We start from the raw sequence: 18,217 nt of genomic DNA, 5'->3' as shown, positions 1-18,217 counted from the left end.
CCTTCTATTGGCAGGCTCCACTTCAGACGCGGGCAGGCTGCGTCTGGGCGTGTCGTTTGTTGAGTTGTTTGCCCTGTTGGGCCAGGTGATATCGATTCAGCGAAACACTGGCCGTTGCCCTTGGTTCTTCAGGATTTGCTTGAGGAGGAATCCGTGACCCGACCGCGAGAGGCAGGCGAGGGGCCTGCCTGCTGCTTCATCAGCGCGTCGATGCGCTGGGATACACGCTGCGCCGACTCTTCCCAGGAGAAGCGCCGGACATTGGTCAGGCCGCGGCGTCGCAATGATTGACGCAATGGCATGTCGGTCAGGATGCGCTCCATGGCGGCGGCCATGTGGCTGACGTCCAGCGGGTCGAAATACAACGCGCTGGCTTGCAGCACTTCAGGAATCGAAGCCGCGTTGGCCGCCAACACCGGGCAACCGCACGCCTGGGCTTCAAGTGGCGGGATGCCGAACCCTTCATACAGCGAGGGGAAAACAAACGCAGTCGCCCCCTGATACTGCGCGATCAATTCAGCGTCGTTGAGCCGTCCCAGAAAGTGAATGCGCGGATCACGCAAGGCCAGGCGGTGCAGATCAGGATCCGCGAAGACGTCATTGCCACCTCCGACAATATGCAGTTGCACGTCCTCATGGCCTCGCAGACTCAGGAATGCCTGAATCATTCGATTGAAGTTCTTGTGCGCACTGGGTGAGGAAACGGCCAACAGATACTCAGGTTGATCGGGGGCCGATGGTGCCGGGGTGAACGCATCGCTGACCGCCGCCGGGATAACGAAAATCCTGTTTTCCGGGAAGCCATAGAAGCTTGAGATCTCGCCCTTGGAAAACTGGCTCACGGTCATCAGCGCCTTGAGTCGGGACAGCAGAATCGGCGTCAGGGCGCGATAGGCGGTGCGAAAGGCTCGGGAATAACTCTGCGGGTAGCGGATGTAATTGATGTCCAGATGGGTGGCGATCTGATTGCCGTACAGGATCGGCGCCGTGCTGGTCAACGACACCAGCAATGGGCTGCCGTGCCGGTAAAGATGCAGCGGCAGGTCCAGTTGCTCCCACAAGTGCCCGCTGTTGCGGCCGATACATTGCACGTCCAGCGCCTTGGCGCTCTCGTGCATTTTAATGTTGCGGGGGGCGACGAAAACCACGTCATCACGCAGTTGCTTGAGGGCCAGGCAGGTCTGCTCGGCAAAACGCTGCACTCCACGTATTTCCTGTGTCAGAAAACGAGCATTGATAACAATCATGGGACGCGACCTGAAAAGAGATTTGGGTCGATTGGGGTTCGCGGGAGCTGGCCTTGACCGATAGGGCTGCTCGCACTGCGCGATACCTGGGCGCCGTGCGCCGCAGGTCATTGGGCAAATAACGGTGGCTTAGTGCCCAGGTTGATGATTTTCGGGAAGTCGTCGATGGGCACTTGAGCGGAGCATCGGCTGTCGTTGCATTCCCAGGTAATACCGGTATCGATCAAACCTTTGTCTGGCTGGCCGCTGTCGATCAGCCGGACGTTGCCTTGCTGCACGCTGCTGGCGTCGACCCGGATCAGACGCCGCTCGCCAATCGTCCAGGCCACCAGCACCTGTTCAGAACCTTTGGCGAAACGCAGCAGATAAGTGGCGTCCAGTTCGCGGCTTTTTTCGGCGTCATAGCGGAAATCATGCAGGGTAGGGCTGATTGCTTTGAGGGTCAGGTACGACGGTTTCAGCGTCAGATCCCCTTTGAGCAGCCCGAAATTCTGTTCCGGATCATTGAGGTCAGTTCCATCGTCGAACAGGTCATACCACCAAAGTCCTTTGATATCCGGCAATGTCTGGGCAAGGAAGAAACTGCGCGCCAGATAGGCGGCCTGAGTTTTTTCACTCACGCCGCATTTGCCGTTATTGCTGGGCCAGCCCATCTCGGTCAGGTACAACGGCACGGGCCGTGCGGCCAAGGCCCGCAGGTCCGCGTCCACCCAGCGCAGCCAGGCGATCCAGCGTTCCGGGGTATGCCGTGCTTCATGTCGGCAATGCACGTAAGGGTGCAGCGAGAGGCCGTCCACATGGTTGAGCAGGCCGGCCTCCACCAGACGATCCGCGAAGCCCAGGTCCATACCTTGACTGGTCACCGCTCCGGCGAGAATCGTCACCGGTTTTTTCTGCTGGCGTATGCGCAGCGCGGTTTCTTCGATCAGATGGCTGTAGTCCCTGGCGAAGCCCGGGTCCACCGGGTTCTCTTTGTCCCACTCGTTCCAGATTTCATAAAAGTCGACACTGTCGGCCAGCTCCCGGGTCACGAATGACACGTAGTTGCCAAAGCCTTCCTTGACCAGCGGATACCGGGGCTTGGCGTAATTGCCGTAGTACGTATTGCCATAACCCAATACCAGCAAAGGTCGCAGTCGATGCTCCTGGGCCTTGCTCAGGTACGCCTGCCAGGCGGGGTCGATGCGTAACAGGCCGCGCCGGGGTTCGGCCGTTGACCAATAGGCATCGTCGCGCACCGAATCGACCCCGGCTTCTTCGAGTAACTGCAATGCCTTGGCCGAGGAGCTGCTTTTGTTCATCAGATGCGTATCGACGCCGATGATGAATCGCTCATCGGCCCCTGCCAGACAACTGGTGAGCAGGCTAATCACACACATCATCAAGAGTCGCGATAGGGCCATGGGCGGCTTGGGCATAGTCTGTCTCAATAAAGAGGCACGGTCCGGAGCGCTTGCTCAGGTGAGTCACGGGCCGATGGATAACACTGCCTTGGCGTCGCGCGGGAATGACCTAGCCGGGGTCGGAAAGCGAAGGCTCATCGTGTCGCACGATCTTGTCCAGAAGGGTCTGGGCGAAAATGCTCTGGTAGCTATCAAGCATCAGGTCCAGGTCCAGCAGTGAGGCAACGCTGACCCTGGCCTGTGAACTCAAACGCGCCAGCAACGCCGGTTGCTGATGCAGCTTGAGCATGGCCAGCCCCAGGGAGTCCGGGTCATCAGGGTCGCACAGCAGGCCGTTGAGTGGATCCTGAATGATTTCCGGAAGACCGCCCATACGACTGGCGATGACCGGCTTGGCATACGCGCACGCCTCGACAGCGACCATGCCGAACGGCTCATTCCAGATCGACGGCACGATCGCCACATCGATCTGTTGATAAAACGCTTCGGGCGTCTGATAGCCGACAAACGTGATTCGGGGCGAATCTTTAGCCAAGGCCTTGAAGCGGGCTTCGTCGTCCAGTTGCCCGCGACCGGCGATGTGCAGCGTCGCATCAAACGGCAGTGCCTGGAACTGCTGGATCAGCCACCGAACCCCTTTGGGCTCGGACAGTGAACCCATGAAACCAAAGCGCAGCGGTGTTTTGTTGGGTACCGGGCTCTGGTTTTTTGGGTTAACCGGCACGGCCGGGCGAGGGCTCGCGTTATGCACGACATAGCCACGGGCGTTCTGGAAATACCCCTTGGCCTGCAACGTATCGAGCATGAAGCGGCTTACCCCGACCACCGCACTGACCTGCTCCGAACGGACGTCATGGCCTTTGCGAAAATGTTCACAACGACCGCACTGACTGCGACAGCGTTGGCCGTTCTTGAACATGCTGCTGCTGGGACACAACAGGTACAGGTCGTGCAGTACCTGAACGATGGGTTTGCCGGCTGCGGTGATTTCATCCCAGGCCGATACCGACCAGCCCGGGAGGTTGTGACAGACCACCAGGTCTGGCTGTTCGAGGGTGATCACGCGTTTGACATATTCGCGCATGCCGCCGTTGTACCGATCACGAAGATGCCAGCCTAGCCGGAGCAGCTTGCCCGGTCGCTGATCGGTAAAGTGCCAGTAGAAATTACGCAGCCCGGCACGGTACACCTTGATCTGATTGATCATCTCCTCTTTCAATCCGGGTTCGGGCCCGGTTGCCAGTACCGAAACAAGGTGGCCCCGCTTGTGCAGGCCCTCCACCGTGCGTTGCAGAATGATTTCCGCGCCGCCGCCAATGTTGGGGGCGTACAGGCTGCTGATGAATAACAGCTTCATAGCGGGTACGACTGATGGAGACCCAGCACGCCGGACTCGCCGTCCTGAATGGCTTTTTCAATCAGGTGCAGGCGTTGCTCTGCGCCGCGGCGTTTGGCGATCAGGCGCAACAGGCGGAAAAACACCCAGCGGTTCAGGCTGTACAGCACGGAGGACGATGCCCAGATATTTTTGTCGAACCACGCCTGGTTGCGTGCTCCGTAATAGGCCCTCAGGTCCGAGCCGCCCAGCAGGAAACTTTCGTAAATGTTGCTGGTGCGAGCCTTGATGTTCCACGAATCTTCGAGGTCGTCCAGCAGGGCCTCAGGCACCAGGAGTATGCGTCCGCCGCGCGCCGTGATGCGCCAGGTGTATTCGCTGTCATCGGCGTACAGCATCAAGGCATCCAGAGGCAGGCCGATCCGCTCATACAGGCTGCGATGGGCAAGCAGGCCTCCGTACGTTGCGAAGGGCAACTGCACGATGGGAATCTTGTGATGTTTGCCTGGGGTTTGAACCCAAGGCAAGCGACGCCAGATCTTGTAAGGCAACTGCGCAATGTGGAACCCGAAGAAGCTGGAGCGGCGCTGAATGGCGAACCGGCCGGGCACGCCCGCTGCAATGTCGGCCTGGTGGGTTGGACGAAAGCCAAGCACCGCAGACTTGTCGCGCCCGTCGATTTCTTCCAGTTGGCGCAGGCAAGCATGCAGGGCCGACACCGCGTTGTGGGTCGGCGCGTTATCGTCGTCCATCAGCCAGATGTACTCTGCACCGGCATCCAGGGCGGCCTTGATGCCCACCGAATAGCCTTTGGCCGAGCCGGTGTTCTTGTCCAGATAAATGACGTCCACCTGACCCGGCCAAAGGGTGCGAAGGTTTTCCAGTGGCGCTACCGATGCGTTGCTGACAATGATCACGCGGTCAATCAGCGGGCTTTCCAGCGAGCGGCTGACAAGCGTATGCAAATAATTGAAACGGTCACCATAGGTGAGCGTCACCAAGGTCGTGAGTTGAGTCATGGTGAGGTTCCGTCAGAAATGGGCGAAGGTCATCGGGCGTCCCGCCCCCGGCGAACAGGTGCAACCGGGGCGTTATGAAACATGGCCTTAAACCCGAACCTCCATCCGCAACAGGCTGCTCATGGGTAACACTACTTTCTGTTCCCGTTGCAGCAGATTCAGCAGAATGACGGCGCGTTCGGCGCCGTCCGACGCCAGGAAAATCGCCTCGATGTCGCAGAGCTCACCGGCCTTGATCATCACGCGCTCGCCTTGCTTGAAGTCGACTTCAGCCACCGGTTCACGCAGACGTTGGCGGATCTGGTCGATCAACTCGTCCTGTACCGGAACCGGGTGCCCACCGAACGTGACGATGCGTGCCACGCCCCGGGTCGAGCGAATCGGGTACCAGTTGTCATGCACCTGATCCATGCGAATAAACAGGTAGCCCGGGAACAACTCCTCCTCACTGGCCACTTTAGGTGTGCGCTTCTTCGGCCCACCCGCCTTCATGGGGCGGTAGCACTCGAAGTTCTGGCGCTGCAAATGTTCCTCGGCACGCGCTTCCTGGCGAGGCTTGGTCTGAATCAGGTACCAGCGGGCAGGGCTATTGAACAGAGACATGAGGTTCACTCCGCTGCGTTGTGGGTAAGCGGGGGCTGTGCCGCGTCCGGCTGGCTGACAAGTTCAGCCAGCAGGCCTTCAGGGTTGCGCGTGATGCCATCGCTGATGCTGAAGCAATCAAGCATCACCTGAACCTGTTCGACGCAGTTGAACATCAACACATCGATGATCGACAGATTGGGTACGAACGGTTTGGTGAATTGCCGGTAGACGACATCGTCCATCTTGAAGAAACGCACCAGCAGGCCATGCCTGGCGAAATGATCTCTGTCGTAAAGTTCGGCACCGCCGATGGGGTTCAGAAAGGTCGTGGCCGCAAAGGTATGAGCGATATTGATCACCCGGTCCTGCTTGTCGGTGCACGAGTTCAGCTTCAGGTCCGAGCCGCGCAGGATCGGCGTCACAATATGCAGGTACGCGCACAGCTCGCGGATCACATGCTCGGCATACAGCGCAAGGTTCTGCTGCGGGAAGCGGATCAGGCGTGCGATCAAGGGCATTACCTGTTCGAAATAGGGCGCTTTGCGGTAGTTCTGAGTGATCAGGTTGATGAGGCGCTCACCTTCTTCGAGGAAGGTGTCGACGAACTGGCGCTGCATGATCGGCAGCTCGAAGCGATCTTTTTTCAGCGGGAACGTGACCAGCTTCGCCTCGCCATTGCTCAGGATGCGGTTTCGATTGACCCATCCGGAACGGATGTATTGCAGGTCGTCCCCCAAGACAAAAACATCGGCTGCGGCGATCAGTTGAAAATATCCCAGGTAGGGAAAGATATAGGGCTGCATCATTGCAATGGTCCTGGCCATGCGTCACTCCTTATGTGTGTCGGGGGATCGGTGTTCGTTATTTGCGTACGGGACTGTAGTTGTATCCATACGCCGCACAGTCGTAGTCGGCTGTGGATGCCTTGCGCAGTACGCCATTGAAGATCGCGCCCTTGATCACTACGCCGTTCTGACCGAGTCTGCGCTTGCAGGCTTCGATCTCTTTGACGGTGGTCAGGCCGAAGCGAGTGACCAGCAGACAAGTACCCGCCTGGCGACCCACGAGGGTGGCATCGGTCACGGCCAGGATCGGTGGTGTATCCACCAGCACCAGGTCATACAGCGGCGACAGTTCGGTGAGCAGCTTGTTGAAGTTGTCATGCATCAACAGCTCCGAGGGGTTCGGCGCCGCAAAGCCGCAGGAAATGAAGTCCAGGTTGCGCACTTCGGTGTGATGAATCACTTCGCTGCTTTTCAGGCGCGCCGCCAGGGTGTCGGAAAGACCGTGCTTGGGTTGCAGGCCGAATGCCTTGTGCAGGTAGCCTTTGCGCATGTCGGCATCAATGAGCAGCACGCGTTTGCCGGTCTGGGCAATGATCACGGCCAGGTTGCTGGAAACGAATGACTTGCCGGCGCCCGGCGACGGGCTGGAGATCATCAGCACATTGTTGCGCGCTTCGAGCATCGCGAAATGCAGGCTGGTGCGCAGGCTGCGCAGGGATTCCACGGCCAGCTCGGTCGGCGCCGACACGCTCAGCAGCCTGGATTCCTTGGTCCCCGTGCGGCTTTGACTGTTCTTCTCCAGGCGTTCCTGTTGGCGCGAGTACGGCAGAGAGGCATAGACCGGCATGCCAATGTTTTCGATGACTTCAGCGCTGTCCACGCCGCGATAGAACGCCTGGCGAACAAACACGGTGGAAATGGCGACCAGCGCACCCAGCAATGTCGCGAGGAGCACGATGAGTTTTTTCATCGGTTTGACCGGTTCTTCGACGTTCGCGTCAGCGTTATCGATGATCCGTACGTTGCCGATGCTGCCGGCGCGCAGGATGTCCTGTTCCTGGCTCTTGTTCAGCATCAGGGTGTAGGTCTGGCTGGTAACCTGCATGTCCCGGGTCAGCCGCAGCAATTCCTGCTGGGTTTCAGGCAGCGTCTCGATTTTTTTCAGCAGCCCCTGTTTCTGCGCTTCCAGCTGGCCCATCTGGGTCATCAGGGCGCGGTAGTTCGGGTGCGCGCGGGTATACAAACGCTCCAGTTCGACGCGGCGCAACTTGAGCTCCGACAGCATGGAATCAAGCTGCACGACCTGATCCAGGACCCCCTTGGTTTCGATGCTCAGATCCACCGACTTGGCGCTGGTCTGGAAGTTGTTCAATGCCGTTTCAGAGGCTTCCAGCTGTTTGCGCACGCCAGGCAGTTGGGAACGCAGGAACTCCAGGCGCTGGGCTGCTTCGGCGGAACTGCGTTCGACGTTCTGACGGACATACAAGCGGCTGACCTCATCGACGATGCGGTTGGCCCTTTCCGGGTCCTGATCCTGAAGCGCGAGATAGATAATCCCGGAGTCTTTGCCCGCTTCAGTGATTTTCAGGCGATCCTGATAATCCAGAGCGGTGGTCAGGGTGCGCTGCTTGGATACCGTAAATTCGGTTCCCGGCCGGGCTTCCAGCGTTGCGATCTGGATTTTGGCGCCACGGCCTTCGACAGTCTGCTGGGTGGCACCGCTCAGAATCAGTTTGCGATCCTTGTCATACAGCGAGAAAAAGCCTGGTTTGCCTGCCACCAGCGTCAGTTTTTCGCCCAGCAGCTCTTCAGGGACCTCCAGCTGGAAGACGTCAATCTTTTCGCCGCCCCAGGCGTATTGGGTCATGCCAAACAGAGGCTCAGCGAATTCGCCCTCACGCTCAGGCTTGAACGTGCGACTCATGTAGGCACCGATCACCGGGAAGTAGTCTGGCTTCTGGACAATGTTGAGCTTGAGTTCATCAACCACTTTACCCAGCACCGCACGTGACTTGATCAGTTCGATTTCGGTGGTCGCCTGGGACACCGACATAGGCTTGCTGGAAACTTCCGGCGTGCCTTCGATACCGATTTTTTTCGGCTCGATCTGGATCATCGCGTTGGCTTGGTAAATCGGTGTCGCAAGTATCGAGTAGGTCAGCCCGACCAGGCAGAACAGGCCGACGATCCAGAGGATCAGGCCCTTGTGGTCGAATAACGTGCGCAAGATAGTTGCCAGATCGATCCGGGTGTCCTGGTAGTAGTCCAGGGAAGAACGGTTCATAGCGGTCATTTATCTTGTTTCTCCTGACTGAAGATAAGGTAGCCAGTCGTCGACGCATCGCGAGAGTTGCTCGTAGGTCTGTTCAAAGGCTAATTTTGGTCGCCGGTACGGGTCGGCTATTTCCAGCTGGCCTTGCCATTTGCCGATCAGAAAGGTCTTGCCGCGAACTTCGGGGGCCAGTCGCAAGACGCTTGTGAGTTGGGCGCTTTGCATCAAGAGAATCAGCTCGGCCTGATGCAGCATCGTGCGATCCACTTGCCTGGCGCGATGCGGGTGGATGGGTACCTGATGCATCTGCAAGACCGCCTGGGCCAGCGCATCAATGGGCGAATCGACCATGGCATGTGTGCCCGCCGAGGTAATCTGCACATCGCTCGCCAGTACCCGCTGGCGCAGTAGCGCTTCAGCCATGGGACTGCGGCAGATGTTGCCGATGCAAATCACCAGCACCTTACTGAACATGGCCCTTACTGATCGAAGGCGTGAGCCGCTTGCCAAGGTTGATGAAGGCGTTGCGCGCCACCATCAACAACGCTTGCAACTTGTTCATCGGCGCCAGTGCGGCAATGGCCAGGCCGATGGTCTGCATCAGGAAGTACTCGTACAGTTCCTGGTTACCCTGACGGTTGTAGTAGTTGGCCAGGCTGCTGGAGGTTTGCAGGCTCATGTGCAGTTTTCGCTTATGGGTACGCATCGAAAAAATCCCGCCTGGGTGCATGCGGTAGGCGGCGGGCTTGATCTGGGGGAGAAATTTCCCTTTGCCATGAGCCCCCAGCAACGACCACCAGCACATGTCATTCAGGGGGGCGACGGGCATCAGCAGTTCCGGCGGCAAGGCGCAGAACACATTGCGGAAACACACCGTAAGGGTCGAAATCTGGCGCGCCTTCTGTAATTGCAGGGCGGTGGCATCGCTGCGCAGTTTGCCCTGCAACTGGATGCCTCTTTCGCCCTGGCTGTCGAACGCCATCGCGTCGTGATAGGTGATGACGTAGTCCGGATGGCTCTCCAGAAAATCCACCTGGATTTGCAGCTTGCGCGGGTCGGTCCAGTAATCATCGGCCTCGCAGTAGGCGATGTAACGGCCTCGTGCCTTGGCGAACAAACCCGGCACGCAGGGTTTGCCGAACTGGAACTGATTCACTGTCTGGTAAAACGGGCGGATGATCGTCGGATAGCGCTCAGCGTACTCGGCGATGATGCGCGCGGTGCCGTCCGTGGAGGCATCGTCGTTGATGAGGATTTCAAAACTGAACGTGGTCTGTTGTGCCAGAAAACTGTCCAGTGTCTGTGCGATAAACGCTTCCTGGTTGTAGGCAGGGCAGATGATGCTCACTAGCGGTGGCTGGGACGGGACAGTGGACGTGGGGGTTGGCTTGTCATCCATGGCTCATGTACTCGGTTTGCTGAACAAAATGAAGATCCTCGCCGCCAGCGGCTTGTAGCTTGCCGCGACCAGAATCAGGGTGATCAGGCCGCTGGCCGCCAGGCCAAGGAAAATGCTGAAACGGTTGTCCGTCGCGAACAGGCGAAACAGCGGTTCGCTGACTGCCAGGCCAACGACGGTCATGACGCTGATGCGCAGGATGTCGCGCACCCATGTCCCGTGGATGCCGGGCGCCAGTCGGGTGTGGACAATCATGGGCCACACCGAGAACGACACGATCCGCAAGAAAAACCATGCCAGTGCGGCACCGTAGGCACCCTGATAGTCGATGGCCAGGAACATCAAAGGAACGGCAATCACTGCGGATACCACGCTGTACCAGACGTGCAGGCGCATCTGGCCGTAGGCATATTGCAGATAAAACTGGAAGGCACTGACCGCCATGATCGCGCTGCCCAGTGCATACCAGCACAAGACTGATTGGCTCCATTGCGCTGCGGCCTGATCGCCGGTCCAGGCGTAAACCAAAGGCTGCGCGTGCAGGGCGATCACCGCAGCCAGAGGAAACAGAAACGTGCACACGAAGCGATTGGCCGCCAGAAACAACGCATGCATATCATCACGACGACCTTCGGCCATCAGCACCGTCATGCGCGGCAGTAATGTCTGCACCAGTGGATTGGTCAGCATCATGATGCCGGTGGTGATCAGGGCAACCAGGGAGAAATAACCGTACTGATCCAGAGGCAGTTGTTCCGAAAGCAGCACTTTGTCTATCTGTGTCAGGACGATCCACAGCACCGCGGTGAACGACATGCTTGCGGCAAACGGAATAACGGGTTTGACCAGTCCCCAGTTGAACCCGGTGAGCCAGTGTGGGGTGGGCATTTGCTGATAGGCACGCCCGGCAAACAACAACGTTTCGATCAGTCCTACTGCCACCTGAAACCTGAAGAAGTCAGTCGGGTCCTGGGAATAGACGCTGACCAGCAGCAAACCGCCAAAGTAGCGCAGGGTCGCAATGATGATATTGGCCGCGTTGAGCCAGGCATGTTGCTCCAGCCCCTGAATACCGCTTTTGTAGAGCGTGGAATAAAGACGCAGGGCGATCACAACACCCATCAGGCTGATGCAATGAATCAGCGTCTGTGGTTGCAGCTCTTTGGCATTGAGCCAATGCACGGCGATCCAGGGGCTGCACAGGTAAATCGCGATGCAGCACATCAGGGTCAACGGCAGGAAAATAATCTCGAATGAGCGCAGCAACTGTCCCGAATTTCGCTCGCTGGCAGGCGTACCCTGCTGGTGGGCGACAGCGCGCACCAGGCTGGGCGAGAGCCCTGCGTCGAGCAATTGCAGCCATGCCTGCATGACGGCAAAGAAGCCGATCAGACCGTAAGCCTCGGCCCCCAGATGGCCGAGGTAGAACGGCATGATCAATATGCCGACCAGCAAGACGTAGGCCTGCCCGGCATAGCTCAATGCAGTATTGCGGATGACGGACGCTTTCTTTTGCATGGCCGTTACATGACTTGGGCGAGCGCAGGGCTTTGGTAATGCGCATTGCTGAAGCTGCACTCGTCAATGATGATATTGATCACCTTGTCTTGATCCGCTCGTTGCAGGCCTGGATAAATCGGCAGGCACAGTACACGCTCACTCAAGCTGCGTGATTCTGTTTGCGGGGTTTGTGGTTGCAGGTACTCGAGGGTGTCCAGCGAAGGGTAGAAGTAACGACGAGGATTGATATCCCGGGTATTGAGTGCGGCGCGCACACGCAGCAACTGCGGTTCGTCCCGCAAGCCCACCGGGTAATAGCTGTGGTTGAGCTGACTGTTGGCTTCCGCCAGTTGCAGGTCCAGATAGTTTTCCAGCCGGGAGGTATAGCGGTAGGCGATTTCGGCGCGCTCTTCAAGAATGTTCTCGATGTCGTCCAGCACACACAGGCCCATGGCCGCCGAGAACTCATTGAGCTTGGCGTTGATGCCGATGCCGTCGATTTTGTCGACGTCTGCAATTCCGAAATTGCAGAGCAGATAGGCACGCCTGGCGATGTCTTCATCATTGGTGATGATCGCCCCACCTTCGACGGTGTGAAACAGCTTGGTGGCGTGGAAGCTCAGGGTGCTGATGTCACCCCAGTTCAGGACGGACTGTCCGGCATGCCGCACCGCGAACGCATGGGCGCCGTCGTAGACCACTTTCAGATGACGCCGGCGAGCGATCTCTTCGATGCGCTCTACGGCACAGGGATTGCCGAACACGTGAGTGCCAACGATGGCAGTCGTGTCGGGGGCGATGCGGCTTTCGATAGTGTCCGGGGAGATGTTCCAGGTGTTCGGGTCGATATCGGCGAAAATCGGCCTGATACCTTCCCACTGCAACGAACTGCTGGTGGCCACGAAGCTGAAGGGGGTGGTCACGGCGCTTCCGCTCAGGTTCAACGCCCGATAAGCGACCTGCAGGGCCAGTGTGCCGTTGTTGGTAAGAATGATGTGTTTGACGCCCAGATAATCCTTGAGGCGTTCTTCCAGTTCTGTCGCCAGCGGCCCGTGGTTAGTCAGCCAGCCCCGTGCGTAGATGCCTTCTACGTAGGTTTTGAACTTGCCGATGTCGCCTAAATAAGTCTTGGTTACGTTGATCATCGAAGCCTCCATGTCTCACGTTGAACGCAGGTATTGCAATTGCTCAGGAATCGGCGGGGCCGGGGTTATTGGCCGAGTGTCGACTCCGAAGGCGGCGTGCCGGTTTTGTCGCTGAGCCGCCGTGCGCGCCGCTGGTTGAACTGCAGAATCAGCCGGGTGGCCAGACTGCCTGCATGGGGATCTCCGAAATGAAAGATGGCGGTCGCCCGCTTGATGCCTGCCCCGCAGGCTTTGTTGGCGTGCAACGAGCGATAGCCCCAGAACAGATAGATATCGCCGGGCACCAGGGGGATGGTCTGAGGCTTGAGCCAGCCGCGATCAATGGCCAGCGTCATCAACTTGCGCGTCAGACGGTTCTGAACCAGTGCTTTTTCAATCACGTTCAGCAGCACGCTGGTGCGCACTTTGCGCAGATTGGGGAACACCATCAGATCGCCGCGCTCAGTGCCCTCACCGGGAATGAAGATAGGCACCAATGCCGTGACCAGGCTGGCGTCAAAGTGAAAGCAGTTGGACTCCTTCTGTCCCACGTTGCCTTGCACGCAGCGCAGCACCGGGAAAATTCGGTCACTTGGTGCCTCCTGGTGAGCCGCTTCGCGGTAAAGATCGTTCACCAGGCGTTTGAAACCGGGGTCGCTCCAGATGTTGCCGAGCAGGCTCTGCGACAACGCTTTCTCGCCGTGATAGGCAAAGTATTCGCCGTGGTGCAACTGAGCATGGGCGTCAGTAAAGCCCCGTAATTGTTGCAAATCAGGCTGGCTGATGACGTCGCGTAACCGGGCAAAGCCATTGGCGTTTATCTGCGCTGCCAGTTGCTTTACTTGCTGGTCATCCATAGGCAATGAAAGTGGCATGATCCACACCCTTGAGGGTCCGAAGTAAAAGGCTCGCCGTGGGGCGTGCCTGTTTTGTTCATCTCAAATGGCGCCCTCTCAGCCACGCTACCGCCCGAACTCAATGAATCCGGACCGGTTCAACATCGACAACAGGCTTGCAAGTGCTTGAATGAAGTCAGGTGTGCGGGGCAGGGCGTCCGGCCAAGCTACCGCCATACCGAGCAAGCTCAGTATTTATTCAATTTCCATGAGTCAAAAGACACCCACCGACGCAAATAACGCGCCGTACTGAATAACTAATGTCTTGGGCAGAAGATGTCGTGTGTCGGCCGAACAGTCCTGCGCATCGCTCTGTGGCGGTGCTGCACTGGCTAGGAAATGTCTGACAGGCATATATATCGACGGCGTCGGCCTTTCTGTCAAATTATTTCGTCAAGTTTCTGTTAATTTTTTGATAAGCGGTTTTTTATTTCTTCTAACTCATTGAATTATATAGCAGTCAAAAAAACATCGCGTGCACCTCTACGGTGCGGTGACGTTTTTTAGTCACATTTACAGAGCGAGAATTATTATGTTTTTGCCATCATTGAGTCGTTTTATTAACGCCAGAAGATAGTCGCCAAGTGCATGAGTGAGTTGTGTTCAGCCCATGTGACGGTTATCCGTGTTCAAAAGAGTGTTTCTCCGCGGGGCGTTATCACTCGTTCGATGTATATGTTGATATACAGCGAGCGCAGAGGCTCAAGACGTGTGCGATGCCGCCGTATTCCATATAGAACGACGTTATTAAGTGTGCGTTTGGCATAGAAGGTGGTGGGAGATCGATCATTGGGCTGCTCCGCTTACGTGCTCCATGTCCATCATGGCCACGCGCAGATCAAGAGCCTCATGTGTGCAACCGCTGTTCCAGGCGGTTGCTCACTCGTCAGCGGTGCTCCATTATCTGCCCCGCAAGCGATTACTTTTCGGGACAGCAGGAGAATCCATGAGTACGCAATCCACAACCAGCGGCGTGGTGTCAGAACGTCTGGCACAGACACGTGCATTGATGAGCCGGGAGCGTATTGATGCGTATCTGGTGCCTTCGGCTGACCCGCATTTGTCCGAATACCTGCCTGGCTATTGGCAGGGGCGGCAATGGCTTTCCGGTTTTCAGGGATCAGTCGGGACGCTCATCATTACCCAGGACTTCGCCGGGCTTTGGGCCGATAGCCGCTACTGGGAGCAGGCCACAAAAGAGCTGTCGGGCAGTGGCATCGAATTGGTGAAACTGGTTCCCGGGCAGCAAGGTCCCCTGGAGTGGCTGGCCGAGCAAGCCAAAGCTGAAAGCGTGGTTGCAGTGGATGGTGCGGTTCTGGCGGTGGCATCCTCGCGAACCCTGGCCAGCAAGCTCTATGATCGGGGAGCGAGGTTGCGCACTGATCTGGATTTGCTCACTGAACTTTGGCAAGACCGCCCGGCGTTACCGACCCATGCGATCTACGAACATCTGCCTCCCCAGGCATCGGTGACTCGTGCCGAAAAGCTGGCTCGATTGCGCCAGGTCATGAATGAGCGGGGCGCTGACTGGCATTTTCTGGCAACGCTGGACGACATTGCGTGGTTGTTCAATCTTCGTGGTGCCGATGTCTCCTACAACCCGGTGTTCATTTCCTTTGCGCTGATCGGCCCCAATAGCGTCAGTCTTTTTGTTGACTCCGCCAAAGTCGACATAGCGGTACGCCGCAGTCTGGAGACCGATGGCGTGACCTTGCTGGAATACACCCAGATCGGTGCCGCATTGCGCGCATTACCCAAGGACTCCCGCCTGTTGATTGACCCGGCACGGGTGACGTGTGGGCTACTCGATTATCTGGACAGCGAAGTCACCTTTGTTGAAGGCTTGAACCCCACCACGTTGTTCAAATCACAGAAGAGCGAAGCTGACACTCGGCATATACGCCAGGCCATGGAGCAAGACGGCGCAGCGTTGTGCGAATTTTTCAGCTGGCTGGAGTCGGCACTGGGGCGCGAGACTGTGAGCGAGCTGACCATTGACGAAAAACTCGGTGAGGCGCGTCAGCAGCGTCCCGGGTATGTGTCTGCCAGCTTTGCCACCATTGCCGGATTCAATGCAAATGGCGCCATGCCCCATTACCGGGCCACTGAGTCCGAGTTTGCTGAAATCACCGGCGACGGGTTATTGCTCATCGATTCAGGCGGGCAATACCTGGGCGGCACTACCGACATCACACGCATGGTGCCGGTGGGAACGCCAAGCGCCGAGCAGAAGCAGGATTGCACGCGTGTATTGAAGGGCGTCATCGCGTTGTCCAGGGCGCGCTTCCCTAAAGGCATCCTGTCACCGCTGCTGGATTCCATTGCCCGAGCGCCAATCTGGGCGGGCGGCGTTAATTATGGTCATGGCACCGGGCACGGCGTGGGTTACTTTCTGAATGTGCATGAAGGCCCGCAAGTCATCGCCTATCAGGCTCCGACGACACCGCAGACAGCGATGCTGGAAGGCATGATCACGTCGATCGAGCCGGGTACTTATCGTCCAGGTCGTTGGGGGGTTCGAATTGAAAACCTGGTGATCAACCGTCAGGCGGGCAAGACCGAATTCGGTGAGTTTCTGAAGTTCGAGACGCTGACGTTGTGTCCGATCGATACCCGTTGTCTGGATATCGCGCTGTTGGCCGAAGACGAGCGTGCATGGTTAAACGACTATCACGCTGAGGTGCGCCAGCGATTGACACCTTTATTGCAGGGTGCGGCGCTGCAGTGGCTCAACACTCGAACGGCCAGCATTTGACGGACAGCCTGCGCTTCGGTTTCGGTCGAAGCGCAGTCGGCAGGCATTTGCGCAGGGGGGTCAGGGTTTTTTGCAGATGATGATCATGCTGCGGCTTGTATAGCCTGCCGGGTTGAGCCCGAAAAGGTAGTCGCCTTCTTCTTTCGAGGCTTCTCCTGATTTTGCGATGACCCTGTATTTCTGCGATAAGCACGAGCTCTGCGCCATCTCGTAGCACTTATCCCATGAAGAAGAGAGGCCGGAACAGTTAATGTGAATCCCGCGCTTGGTTTGCTTAACCGGCTTTGATGTGGCCACGCATCCTGTCGCTATCAAGAGCGCCAACACTATAAAAATGTGTTTCATTCCCTTCCTTAACCTGGCCGTCGATCAGCGCTGGCGCCCAGCCTGAAATTCAGTTGCTTGCCGCAGGGCGGCGTACTGCCTTTCCTGATTTCAAATCCAGCAAAGACATAACCCTGCGCTAAACATGGCTCAACGACGTCACAAATGCTAGCAACATCTCATTTTCAGGCAAAACATCCGTCAATCAACTGGCACCAATTGCGACGTTGCGCGCTGTGACGTCAACGTCGCCCCTGCTGAGGCAAGGATAATCGCGCCAATGGCAAGCCACTGCAAAAGCGTCAGGTGTTCATGGAGGAAAAGCATCCCGGACAGGGCGCCGAATACCGGCTCGATACTCGCCAGGGTGCCGAACGTACGCGCAGGCATTCGCGTCAGAGCGACCATTTCCAGGCTGTAGGGCAGCGCGGTGGACAGAATCGCCACGCCAATGGCCGTCGGGATCAGGCCGATATCGAGCAGCGCAGATCCTGCGTGCACCATCCCGATAGGGGCAATGAATATCGCCGCAATCAAGACACCCAGAGCGGCAGTCTGAATACCGTTGTCTTCTCCTGCCTTTTGCCCGAACAGGATGTACGCGGCCCAGCAAACACCTGCGCCCAGAGCGTAGGCGACGCCGACCAGATCAAGGTTTGCACTGGTCTGCCCCATGGGGATCAAAAGCAACAAACCGCAGGCCGCCAGCGCAATCCATACAAAATCTATCGCTTTACGTGATGAGTACAGCGCGACAGCCAGCGGTCCGGTGAATTCCAGCGCGACTGCGATACCCAGCGGGACGCTACGCAGCGACATATAGAAGAGGAAGTTCATGCCGCCCAGCGCAATGCCGTAGACAAAGATCGTGCGCAGGGATTTAGACGTGAAGCGCGCGCGCCATGGTCGCAGGACAAGCAGAAGAATCACACTGGCGAAAACGAGCCGCAAGGTGGTGGTGCCTTGAGCCCCGACGATAGGGAACAGGCTTTTGGCCAGTGATGCACCTGTTTGTATGGATGCCATGGCTATTAATAGCAACCCGATGGGGAAAAGCATGGAGGAGAGCTTGTGAGGGTTGTTAATCATTTGAAGAAGGGTCCGCAGTGATCAGGCAGGTAGCGCATTGACGCGTATGATGCTTAAGAAAGCGCTATTGAGCAATATAGTGCTCAATAGCTGCCCTTTATTAAAGCGGATTTCGCGCTTGAAATGCTTTTGGCTAAAAAGCCTGAATAAACGGTTGACGCTCCCTCGAATCTCTCTATAATTCGCACCTCTTCCGGAGCAGACGAAACGGAAAACCTCTTGTTAATCAAGTGGTTAGCCAGTTTGGTTGGCGAGGAAGAGGCTTCGATGCGTTGATCGAAAGCGGTGAAAAAAGGCAGTTGACAGCAGGTTGTAACGCTGTAGAATTCGCCTCCCGCTAACGAGCAACGTCAAGTTGAACGAGGCGCAAGTGGTTGAAGTTGCAAAGGAAACTTTGAAAGCTTCAGAAAATAACCGCTTGACAGATACAGAGGTTAGCGTAGAATGCGCGCCTCGGTTGAGACGAAAGCTCTTGACCAACCG

General features: G+C 57.4%; 15 protein-coding genes. 1 reads left to right on the top strand and 14 read right to left on the bottom strand.

What is annotated here, in order from left to right; all coding sequences use genetic code 11:
• Window positions 1-128: 128 nt before the first annotated feature.
• From ACP7B0_RS13485 to ACP7B0_RS13430, 12 genes are all read right to left on the bottom strand, one after another.
• The gene (locus ACP7B0_RS13485) at window positions 129-1,247 is read right to left on the bottom strand and encodes a glycosyltransferase family 4 protein (RefSeq protein WP_426141906.1); all 1,119 of its coding nucleotides are present in this window, start codon (window positions 1,245-1,247) and stop codon (window positions 129-131) included.
• Window positions 1,248-1,354: 107 nt separating this feature from the next.
• Window positions 1,355-2,665, bottom strand: a complete 1,311-nt coding sequence (locus ACP7B0_RS13480) for a hypothetical protein (protein WP_426141905.1) — start codon at window positions 2,663-2,665, stop codon at window positions 1,355-1,357.
• 94 nt (window positions 2,666-2,759) lie between these two features.
• The gene (locus tag ACP7B0_RS13475) at window positions 2,760-4,007 is read right to left on the bottom strand and encodes a glycosyltransferase family 4 protein (RefSeq protein WP_426141904.1); all 1,248 of its coding nucleotides are present in this window, start codon (window positions 4,005-4,007) and stop codon (window positions 2,760-2,762) included.
• Window positions 4,004-5,005, bottom strand: coding sequence for a glycosyltransferase (locus ACP7B0_RS13470; RefSeq protein WP_426141903.1), 1,002 nt, complete (start codon window positions 5,003-5,005; stop codon window positions 4,004-4,006). The genes ACP7B0_RS13475 and ACP7B0_RS13470 overlap by 4 nt, the downstream gene beginning before the upstream one ends.
• Before the next feature lie 87 nt (window positions 5,006-5,092).
• The gene (gene rfaH / locus ACP7B0_RS13465) at window positions 5,093-5,608 is read right to left on the bottom strand and encodes a transcription/translation regulatory transformer protein RfaH (protein ID WP_426141902.1); all 516 of its coding nucleotides are present in this window, start codon (window positions 5,606-5,608) and stop codon (window positions 5,093-5,095) included.
• Window positions 5,609-5,613: 5 nt separating this feature from the next.
• Window positions 5,614-6,414, bottom strand: coding sequence for a WbqC family protein (locus ACP7B0_RS13460; protein WP_426141901.1), 801 nt, complete (start codon window positions 6,412-6,414; stop codon window positions 5,614-5,616).
• A gap of 37 nt (window positions 6,415-6,451) precedes the next feature.
• Window positions 6,452-8,668: a polysaccharide biosynthesis tyrosine autokinase gene (locus ACP7B0_RS13455; RefSeq protein ID WP_426141900.1), complete on the bottom strand. Its 2,217-nt coding sequence runs from the start codon at window positions 8,666-8,668 to the stop codon at window positions 6,452-6,454.
• Window positions 8,669-9,121, bottom strand: a complete 453-nt coding sequence (locus ACP7B0_RS13450) for a low molecular weight protein-tyrosine-phosphatase (protein WP_426141899.1) — start codon at window positions 9,119-9,121, stop codon at window positions 8,669-8,671. It abuts the gene before it with no gap.
• On the bottom strand, window positions 9,111-10,046 hold the full coding sequence (locus ACP7B0_RS13445) for a glycosyltransferase family 2 protein (RefSeq protein WP_426141898.1): 936 nt from the start codon (window positions 10,044-10,046) through the stop codon (window positions 9,111-9,113). Before ACP7B0_RS13445 ends, ACP7B0_RS13450 begins: the two co-directional genes overlap by 11 nt.
• A gap of 3 nt (window positions 10,047-10,049) precedes the next feature.
• Window positions 10,050-11,564, bottom strand: a complete 1,515-nt coding sequence (locus ACP7B0_RS13440) for a lipopolysaccharide biosynthesis protein (RefSeq protein WP_426141897.1) — start codon at window positions 11,562-11,564, stop codon at window positions 10,050-10,052.
• Between the two features lie 5 nt (window positions 11,565-11,569).
• On the bottom strand, window positions 11,570-12,691 hold the full coding sequence (locus ACP7B0_RS13435; protein WP_426141896.1) for a DegT/DnrJ/EryC1/StrS family aminotransferase: 1,122 nt from the start codon (window positions 12,689-12,691) through the stop codon (window positions 11,570-11,572).
• 65 nt (window positions 12,692-12,756) lie between these two features.
• Window positions 12,757-13,545: a hypothetical protein gene (locus tag ACP7B0_RS13430; protein WP_426141895.1), complete on the bottom strand. Its 789-nt coding sequence runs from the start codon at window positions 13,543-13,545 to the stop codon at window positions 12,757-12,759.
• Window positions 13,546-14,512: 967 nt separating this feature from the next.
• Here ACP7B0_RS13430 and ACP7B0_RS13425 point away from each other — a divergent pair.
• The gene (locus tag ACP7B0_RS13425; protein ID WP_426141894.1) at window positions 14,513-16,321 is read left to right on the top strand and encodes an aminopeptidase P family protein; all 1,809 of its coding nucleotides are present in this window, start codon (window positions 14,513-14,515) and stop codon (window positions 16,319-16,321) included.
• 60 nt (window positions 16,322-16,381) lie between these two features.
• Here the strand turns inward: ACP7B0_RS13425 and ACP7B0_RS13420 are convergent, their stop codons facing one another.
• Together ACP7B0_RS13420 and rhtA are read right to left on the bottom strand one after the other, a co-directional pair.
• Window positions 16,382-16,666, bottom strand: coding sequence for a hypothetical protein (locus ACP7B0_RS13420; protein ID WP_426141893.1), 285 nt, complete (start codon window positions 16,664-16,666; stop codon window positions 16,382-16,384).
• A gap of 180 nt (window positions 16,667-16,846) precedes the next feature.
• A complete protein-coding gene (rhtA, locus tag ACP7B0_RS13415; RefSeq protein ID WP_426141892.1) occupies window positions 16,847-17,734 on the bottom strand; it encodes a threonine/homoserine exporter RhtA in 888 nt (295 codons plus the stop codon).
• Between the last annotated feature and the right edge of the window lie 483 nt (window positions 17,735-18,217).

The organism is Pseudomonas sp. DWP3-1-2 (assembly GCF_049896285.1).
GTDB lineage: Bacteria > Pseudomonadota > Gammaproteobacteria > Pseudomonadales > Pseudomonadaceae > Aquipseudomonas.
This window is presented reverse-complemented; position numbering and strand designations above follow the sequence as displayed.